Genomic DNA, 7262 nt, shown 5'->3' on the forward strand with positions numbered 1-7262 from the left:
ACCTTTTGGAAGGTTTCATCAAGAACAAAAAAGGAGGGAAAGAAGACAAAGAGCCACTAACAAAGGGCTCCGCTAACATTATTAACGAAACCCTCCTTTTACATTTATTGTTCTTCAGCTATATCTTGCTCATTGTCTTCCTCAAGTCCATGATAATCAATTTCTTCCTCGGCCATTTCGTTTTCAATGTTTTCATCGATTTGTTCCTTTACAGCTTCTGCATTTCCTTGTTCGTAAATTTCTTTGGCTTCTTCTGCGCTTTTGTTTTCAATAAAGTAAGCTATTGAAGCCTGGCAAAGGCCCCACGTTGCGGTAGCAGCAATGGTCCCGGAAATAGCATGTCCTACAGCAGGAAAGACGTATTTACTCAGGGAGCGGGCCATTTGCCGGAGTGCTAAAGCTGAACCGATATTTACACCAATTGCTGTCAGGAATTCAACAATTGTTTTTCTGCTTAAATCCCTTCCAGAAACATAAGCGATTGCAGAAATCATAGATATCTGAATGCTGGTTATGATAGGGAGGTCCCCCCAGGGGATAGGCTGTGCTCCTATTCCACCAGTCAGTGCAGAGGCACTTTTGCCTATAGAACGAGCAATTTTTTTTGGATTTCAGCTGCCTGGGTAATTTTTGCCCAGGACATCCAAGTGCTGTCAGGTAAATGATCCAATAAAAAATCAAGCAGCAGATCTATATTCCATCGCCGGTCATATACTATCTCTTCATCCTTAAAGGCAAGATAGGCGCATACCGGAATGGTGCCCGCAATCTGTGGAAGGGAGTTTTTTAGATGATTGTCTAAATGAGTTACAGCCTCTTGAATATGTTCTTCCTTTTCTTCACCGAAAGGAGGTTCAGCATCATATATAGGGTCTAATTCATCGACCTGAGTTACAATCCCAATAATAGGGGGAGAGTAATCATGATGGGCATGGACAAAGTTTCTTAGCTCTTCCAGCTGGGCAATATCCTCTTGGATTCTTGCGTCTACTTCCTTTGCTTTTACTAAAAAGAGAAAGGCATCTGGATATTTTTCTAAAAGAGAGTATTTGACTTCTTCGAGTGCATCTTCCTCCTGCACGTCTTCCACAGGGCTGATCCTTCCCCAAGCCCTCTTGTATCGAGGACCTCCATTTCTGAATCCTTCTCTTCATGATGGTACATATGCCAGCTTCCTTGGCCTGTCTGAGCTTTAACGGATCCGATCTCTGCTACTGGGGAACTGAATACCGCATTTAGCAGCGTCGATTTTCCTGACCCTCTCCGGCCTACAACTGCAAACCTGGGAGGGCGTGAGCGCAGAAAAAGCTCTTCCAGCCGATATACTTCTTCGTCTACTTTATTACGTAAAGGCCCGGGAAGCCTGGGCATTAATTTTTCTTTAATCAGCTCAATGGGCTGTTCTAAATTTTCTCTTTCAATAGAGGGCATATTTCTCCTCCTTTTTAGAATGCTCCTTACCCTTTCCCTTTTTAGGTAAGAAATATGTATTGTTCTATTAGGAAAAAAGAGGATGAGGGCAACCAACCCTAAAAGGATACTTGAAAGCATTTTTAAAGGACTTTCATTTACGTTACAAAAAAAACTGCTCTGCTTAGGAGGGCAGAGCAGCAAAGATTAAAGAATAGGTTGCTCTCATAGGGCAGAGAGTTTTTCAAAAGCTTGATCTACCGCTGCTATTGTTTCTTCTATATCCTCTTTTGTATGTTCTGTTGTCAGGAACCATGCTTCATACTTTGATGGTGCAAGGTTTATGCCCTGGTTGAGTAATGCTTTGAAGAAGGAAGCAAACAATTCCCCGTCGCTGTTTTCTGCACCTTCATAGTTTGTTACTTTTTTGTCTGTGAAATACACCGTTAAGGCGCCCTTTAACCGATTAATTTGTATAGATATATTGTGCTTTTCAGCCGCCTTTAGAATCCCTTCTTCCAACAGGGAGCCAAGCTTGTCGAGCCGCTCGTAAATTCCCTCCTCGCGAAGTACCTCTAAGCAGGCAATACCAGCGCTCATAGAAGCCGGGTTTCCAGACATGGTCCCAGCCTGATAAGCCGGTCCAAGTGGGGCTACTTCCTCCATAATATCAACACGGCCGCCGTATGCCCCGATAGGGAGCCCGCCGCCGATAATTTTGCCCATAGCTGTCATATCTGGTTCTATTCCAAGATGATTTTGAGCTCCCCCGTACATGAAACGGAAGGCGGTAATAACTTCATCATAGATAACGAGCCCCCCTGCTTCGTGGGTGAGGTCATTTACCTGTTGAAGAAAGCCTTCTTTCGGTTCAACAATTCCAAAGTTGCCGACGATTGGCTCTACAAGCACAGCCGCGATCTCGTCTCCCCAATGCTGTAAAGCCTCTTTGTAAGCTTCAATATCGTTAAAAGGAACCGTGATCACTTCTTCTGCAATGTTCTTTGTCACACCCGCCGAATCAGGTGAACCCAGAGTAGAAGGACCGGAGCCGGCAGCAACAAGCACCAGGTCAGAATGTCCGTGGTAGCATCCTGCAAACTTAATAATCTTATCTCTTCCTGTATAGGCTCTGGCAACCCTTATCGTGGTCATGACTGCCTCTGTTCCCGAATTTACAAAACGTACTTTTTCAAGAGAAGGAATCGCCTCTTTAAGCATTTTGGCAAACTGGTTTTCAAGCTTTGTAGGTGTCCCGTATAAAGTCCCGTTTTCGGCGGCCTTTGTGATGGCTTGCGTGATGTGAGGGTGAGCGTGTCCGGTAATAATAGGTCCGTAGGCGCCTAAATAATCTATGTACCGGTTTCCGTCCACATCATAAAAATAAGCTCCTTTTCCTTTTTTCATAAATACAGGTATGCCGCCGCCAACACCTTTAAAAGAACGAGAGGGGCTGTTTACCCCGCCGACAATATGTTCGCAGGCTTCTTTATATAGGTTTTCTGAGTTAGTGAAATTCATTTATGTCACTCCTTATGTGTACTCTTTGTACATTCTAGCATAAAAGGCAGGGGGCCTTTTAAGTTGTGAAATTTCCTTGCTTTGGTTACTCTAATACGTAAGAAAATGAAACAGGGGGAATGTGATCATGACTGTAAAAGAAGGGCAGCAGGCACCGGATTTTTCTCTTCCGGCAAGTAATGGAGAAACCGTTTCTCTTTCGGAATTTCAAGGGAAGAATGTAGTGTTATATTTTTACCCTAAAGACATGACACCGGGATGCACCACACAAGCCTGTGACTTTAGAGACTTCAGTGAAGAATTTGACAAGACAGATACTGTAGTCCTTGGAATTAGTCCGGATCCTATGGAGAGGCACAAGAAATTTATTGAAAAGCACGGACTATCCTTTTTACTTTTAGCTGATGAAGACAAAAAGGCCGCGGAAGCATATGAAGTCTGGAAGTTAAAAAAGAATTTTGGTAAAGAATACATGGGAATTGAACGTTCAACCTTTGTGATTGATAAACAAGGGAAAATAGTGAAAGAATGGCGAAAGGTGAGAGTCAAAGAGCATGTTGAGGAAGTGCTGAATTACGTTAAAGAAAATCTGGCGTGAGATTGAATGAAAAATTCTCATCTAGTTTAAGATAAAAATCGGCAAGGAGGATTTTCATCGTGAGAATCGTTTCTTCAGCAAAGATAAAAAAAGCATTGCGGGAGGATCTTGAAGAGTCCTTTCAACATGCAGAATTTCGTTTTTTCGGTGATATAGATGAAGCCAGGTCTTCATTGCCGGAAGCAGATGTACTCATAACCTATGGGGAAGATCTTACTGCCAGGGAAATTAAAGAAGCAAAGAATCTTAAATGGATTATGGTGATTTCAGCAGGAATGGACCTCATGCCTTTTGAAGCGATTCAGGATAAAGGTATTATGGTTACAAATGCCAGGGGGATACATAAAAAGCCTATGGCAGAATACACGATGGCTATGATTCTTCAATACGCACGACAAGCCTCTATTGTAAGGGAAAATGAAGAAAGAAGAAGATGGGATCGAAAAGTTACAATGACCGAGATCAACCAGCAGTCTATTGGTATCCTGGGTCCCGGAGCAATCGGCGGAGAAATAGCCAGGCTTGCGAAAGCGTTTGGTATGAAAACTATGGGATATAACCGCAGCGGACGTCCTGTAGAACATGTGGATCATATCTATTCAGATCACCAGTTGGACCAGCTTTTAAGGGTGTCGGATTACGTTGTTTCTGTTCTGCCGGCTACAGAGGAAACACATAACATGGCAGACCGTTCATTCTTTCAAAAAATGAAAGAAACAGGCGTTTTTATTAATATTGGACGAGGCAGTACAGTGAAGGAAGAGGAATTAATTCATGCGCTTGATAATGGAGAGCTTGCACATGCTATCCTTGACGTTTTTAAGGAAGAACCTCTTCCTGAAGATCATCCGTTTTGGGAGATGGAAAAGGTTACAGTGACGCCGCATCTTTCGGGAATTTCGCCTCAATACCATCCCCGGGCTCTGGAAATTTTTAAAAGAAATCTTGAAGTCTTTCTTGCCGGGGGAGAAGAATATATTAACAGTGTAGATAAGTCTAAAGGGTATTAAAATGCCTTACGAACAGCGCCTCTTCCTTATATAATAATTATAACAATGTAGGAAAACATCTAATTAGAAATGTTATAATATAGACGTAGTTATTGTGAAATGAGGAGTGTAAGCTTTAGGGGGGATGCTTGTTGAAACTGTTTATTTGTATTGTGGAAAGTTTTTACCGGGATGAGATTGAAACAAAAATGAAGGAAAAAGGATACCGAATGACAGAATTATCAAGCAGCGGGGGATTTTTAAAACGTGGCAACACAACCTTTCTCTTTGGAGTAAGAGACAGCGGAGTTGAAGAGCTGAAATCTTCCTTGAAGAATATATGCACAGCTTATGAACAGAAAAAAGGCAGGAGTTCTCCGGATTCCCACCGCTTTACCTCCTTTTTGCTCGATGCTTCAGAAGGTGCACATTTCCTTGCATCATTGCATGGGAAATAGAAGAAAAGGGGAGCGTACTTGTTGACAATAAATGTCTATCTCTTATACAATAAATTATAACCATTATTAAGAAAGAATTGCTTTATGGAAGTGAGGTGCATGACGATGGCAACTGAACGCATTCAACAAGCGGTTAATGCATTAAAGACTACCAGGGTTCGCATGACCCCGCAACGTCATGCCATATTGGAATATTTATTTGAATCTATGAGTCACCCAACAGCTGACGAAATATATAAAGCTCTTGAAGGTAAATTTCCAAATATGAGCGTAGCTACAGTGTATAATAACCTTCGTGTCTTTAAAGATGTAGGAATCGTAAAGGAATTAACTTATGGAGACTCTTCCAGCCGGTTTGACTGTGTAACCACTGAACATTACCATGTTATTTGTGAAGAGTGCGAAAAAATAGTTGATTTTCATTATCCAGGGCTGGATGAAGTGGAAACTCTGGCTGAGCATGTAACAGGATTCCAGATTGAAAGCCATAGAATGGAGATTTATGGTACATGTGATGAATGTTTGGAGAAAAAGAAGCATTAAAAAAGCTGGGCGCTTGTAGGAAGCGCTCAGCTTTTTTTCTGTTATATTTTAAATCGAATTCTTTGCCTTCAAGCTCTGCGTCCAGGGTTAATGGTTCGTTACAAGACATACAGGCATCTACGCGCCTAGAATTTTTGTGGTCTTTCCGCAATTAGGGCATTGGACTGTTACAGTTTTGGTGGACATCATGCCAATCCAAAAGTACACCCCGCTGCTTGCAAGGATAAAAATAAAACCAAGGATCATTGTTACAGACATAATAACGGGTGAGGTACGAAAGAAGATGCCAATATACATCACAAGTATACCTACAAAGACAAGAACAAGAGCGAATGTCCTTATCTTATTAATCTTACTGGTTGTTTTTGCTGCCATATTTATACCCTCCTGAAAAGTTAGTATACCATAATCAGGGAAAGGGAGAAATGACAAGAACATGACAGATCAGCAAACATTCCTTTATAACGAAAAAGGGATTAATGAATTGGTGTCGAACTTTTGTTTTAGAAGTACATGAAGAGTATTATGTACAAAGTAATGGCAGAAGAAAGAAGGAGAGGGGAAAAGGGAGGGAGCAAAGATGGAAGAAAAGTTTCAACATATATATAAAGAATTTGAAAACAGCCCGGATACCCTCGGGATCTTGTCAGTAAGAAAAAAAGAAACACAAGAATCTTTTACAGACTTCTTTGATGTAATAGTGGTTGTCATTGTGAAAATGGAAACCCAGACAAATGTAAAGCACTATGATTGTGATGGCCGATCAGTCGCACTTCATCTCGTTACGGAAAAGGAAATCTTTCATTGGATGATTACCGGAGCAAATAGAAAAGTCATTGAATGGGTTTTTAAAGGAAGAATACTTTTCAATAGAAATGAAGCAGTTACTTCCTTAAGAGAAAGGTTAAATAATTTCCATGCTGTTGATCAGGAGCAGAAAATAGGTGTGGAATTTGCTAAGCTTATCCGATACTTCGAGGATGGGAAATCTCTATATAACGGCTTGAATTTCCTTGATGCTTTTCATCATTTCCTGCGGGCTCTGCAGCATTTAGCGCGTCTGAATATTATAGAACAAGGGAGATATCCGGAAATTACTGTCTGGGAACAGGTGAGGGATATTGAGCCGGAAACGTATAAATTGTATCAGGAATTAGTGCTGGGTGAAGAGCCTCTTGAAAAAAGACTGGAATTATTAATGATCGCTATTGAGTTTGCGATACGATCTAACCTGAAAATAGGAAGCGTACATTTATTGACTGTTATGGAAAAGCGGACAGGTTCATGGACTTTTGAAGAATTAGCCGGGCAAAGAGAAGTACAGGAGTATATTATCGATTTGGAAGTGGTGATTGCTTACCTGGCTGACCATGGGGTAATCGAGAAGTTTGAGAAAGATTCCTGCACACCAGGTGTCTCTTACTTAAACTATCATTTGCAAGAAAGATAATAATTTATGATTGACGCTAGGTTACATAGGTGATATATTATTAAACGTCGCTGATTCGCAGCGGCGATTTCTTTTCAAAAATAATAAAAAAACTTGTTGACTGTTTCGTATCAGCATGTTACATTATTATTCCGCGCTTAAAAGCAAGCGAGTCAGCAAAATCCTTTTACAAAAGGGTGTTGACAGCTAAGCGGGCGCATGATAAATTGTTAATTGTCGCTTAAGAACAGCGAGTTACCAAAAATGAATTAAAAAAACTTGTTGACTTGGTGTTGGCGATATGTTAACATGAA

Annotated in this window: 9 protein-coding genes and 1 pseudogene; 5 read left to right on the top strand and 5 right to left on the bottom strand. The window is 41.1% G+C overall.

Translation table 11 applies throughout. From position 1 onward, the window contains the following. Positions 1 to 104: 104 nt before the first annotated feature. The 4 genes from JCM19033_RS14365 to JCM19033_RS14380 all read right to left on the bottom strand — a co-directional run bounded on the left by JCM19033_RS14365 (position 105) and on the right by JCM19033_RS14380 (position 2931). On the bottom strand, positions 105 to 494 hold the full coding sequence (locus JCM19033_RS14365) for a hypothetical protein (protein WP_054636793.1): 390 nt from the start codon (positions 492 to 494) through the stop codon (positions 105 to 107). An 89-nt stretch (positions 495 to 583) separates the two neighbouring features. Continuing rightward, positions 584 to 1090, bottom strand: coding sequence for a hypothetical protein (locus JCM19033_RS14370; protein ID WP_157049902.1), 507 nt, complete (start codon positions 1088 to 1090; stop codon positions 584 to 586). Next, a complete protein-coding gene (locus JCM19033_RS14375; protein ID WP_054636795.1) occupies positions 1036 to 1431 on the bottom strand; it encodes a GTPase in 396 nt (131 codons plus the stop codon). Before JCM19033_RS14375 ends, JCM19033_RS14370 begins: the two co-directional genes overlap by 55 nt. Positions 1432 to 1635: 204 nt before the next feature. Then, entirely contained in the window at positions 1636 to 2931 is a 1296-nt protein-coding gene (locus JCM19033_RS14380) for a glutamate-1-semialdehyde 2,1-aminomutase (RefSeq protein WP_054636796.1), read from the bottom strand. Positions 2932 to 3058: 127 nt separating this feature from the next. Here JCM19033_RS14380 and bcp point away from each other — a divergent pair, with 127 nt between their 5' ends. The 4 genes from bcp to perR all read left to right on the top strand — a co-directional run bounded on the left by bcp (position 3059) and on the right by perR (position 5519). Then, positions 3059 to 3529 carry a thioredoxin-dependent thiol peroxidase gene (gene bcp / locus JCM19033_RS14385; protein WP_054636797.1) on the top strand — a complete coding sequence of 157 codons (471 nt, stop codon included), beginning with the start codon at positions 3059 to 3061 and terminating at the stop codon, positions 3527 to 3529. 59 nt (positions 3530 to 3588) lie between these two features. Further along, positions 3589 to 4539, top strand: a complete 951-nt coding sequence (locus JCM19033_RS14390) for a D-2-hydroxyacid dehydrogenase (protein ID WP_054636798.1) — start codon at positions 3589 to 3591, stop codon at positions 4537 to 4539. Between the two features lie 131 nt (positions 4540 to 4670). After that, positions 4671 to 4976, top strand: a complete 306-nt coding sequence (locus JCM19033_RS14395; RefSeq protein WP_054636799.1) for a cyclic-di-AMP receptor — start codon at positions 4671 to 4673, stop codon at positions 4974 to 4976. A 105-nt stretch (positions 4977 to 5081) separates the two neighbouring features. After that, entirely contained in the window at positions 5082 to 5519 is a 438-nt protein-coding gene (perR, locus tag JCM19033_RS14400) for a peroxide-responsive transcriptional repressor PerR (protein WP_054636803.1), read from the top strand. Positions 5520 to 5550: 31 nt separating this feature from the next. Here perR and JCM19033_RS14405 read toward each other — a convergent pair. Then, positions 5551 to 5894 (bottom strand): annotated as a pseudogene (locus tag JCM19033_RS14405) (YgzB family protein); the annotation flags it as partial. 205 nt (positions 5895 to 6099) lie between these two features. On the opposite strand from JCM19033_RS14405, the gene JCM19033_RS14410 reads away from it, so the two are divergent. Beyond that, positions 6100 to 6969 (top strand): nucleotidyltransferase-like protein, encoded by an 870-nt coding sequence (locus JCM19033_RS14410; RefSeq protein WP_054636800.1) that lies wholly within the window; start codon positions 6100 to 6102, stop codon positions 6967 to 6969. Positions 6970 to 7262: the final 293 nt, after the last annotated feature.

It is taken from the genome of Thalassobacillus sp. C254, assembly GCF_001310615.1.

Coding starts and splice junctions, on each gene's coding strand:
- JCM19033_RS14410 (WP_054636800.1), top strand. CDS start 6,100: ATGGAAGAAAAGTTTCAACATATATATAAAGAATTTGAAAACAGCCCG.
- bcp (WP_054636797.1), top strand. CDS start 3,059: ATGACTGTAAAAGAAGGGCAGCAGGCACCGGATTTTTCTCTTCCGGCA.
- JCM19033_RS14365 (WP_054636793.1), bottom strand. CDS start 494: ATGATTTCTGCAATCGCTTATGTTTCTGGAAGGGATTTAAGCAGAAAA.
- JCM19033_RS14375 (WP_054636795.1), bottom strand. CDS start 1,431: ATGCCCTCTATTGAAAGAGAAAATTTAGAACAGCCCATTGAGCTGATT.
- perR (WP_054636803.1), top strand. CDS start 5,082: ATGGCAACTGAACGCATTCAACAAGCGGTTAATGCATTAAAGACTACC.
- JCM19033_RS14380 (WP_054636796.1), bottom strand. CDS start 2,931: ATGAATTTCACTAACTCAGAAAACCTATATAAAGAAGCCTGCGAACAT.